The organism is Devosia riboflavina, assembly GCF_000743575.1.
GTDB lineage: Bacteria > Pseudomonadota > Alphaproteobacteria > Rhizobiales > Devosiaceae > Devosia > Devosia riboflavina.
Genome location: NZ_JQGC01000092.1, coordinates 1 through 679 on the forward strand (window position 1 = coordinate 1; position 679 = coordinate 679).

The 679-nt window shown below is 65.2% G+C and carries 1 protein-coding gene; it reads left to right on the top strand.

Features of this window, described 5'->3' with window-relative positions; all coding sequences use genetic code 11:
- A partial coding sequence (locus tag JP75_RS24840; RefSeq protein ID WP_035088010.1) for a ComEC/Rec2 family competence protein occupies positions 1-679 on the top strand: 679 nt, incomplete at both ends.

Sequence of the window (679 nt, forward strand, 5' to 3'; positions counted from 1 at the left end):
TCGGCGCTTACGGCACTACCAACGCGTCGCCGGTGATCGTCAATCAAGGCAGCGATGCGCTGCCCGAGCGGATCATCGAGAATGTGCGGCGAGGCATCGCCGCGCGGATCGACGGTGTGTTGGCTGAACCGGCAGCGGGCATTGCCCGGGCCGTGATCAATGGCGACCAGAGTGCCGTCACCGACGAGGCGCGCGAGGTGATGTCGACGGCCGGCCTGGCGCACGTGCTCTCGATTTCGGGGCTGCACCTGACGCTTGTGGCTGGTGGCGTTTATTTCGTCCTGAGATTGCTGTTCGCGGCGGTGGGCTGGATGCGGTCGGTGAAGGCGATAGCTGCCATCGGAGGCATGACCTCGGCCGTGCTCTACTATTCGATCTCCGGCGGCAACGTCGCGGCCCTTCGCTCGACGATCATGATTCTGCTGGTCTTCGGCGCCATCGTGGCCGGGCGGCGCGCGCTGACCATGCGGAATGTGGCCATTGCCGGCCTGATCGTCATCCTGAGCGATCCAGCGAGCGTCTTCCGCCCGAGCTTCCAACTCTCATTCTCGGCAGTTATCGCGCTGGTCGGCGCCTATGAAGTGCATATCGGTGGCGGGCGGCACAACCAAGGACGGGGCAGGCGGCTGCTGAACTATTTCCTCGGCATCGCGGCGACCAGCTTTGTCGCGGGCGCGGC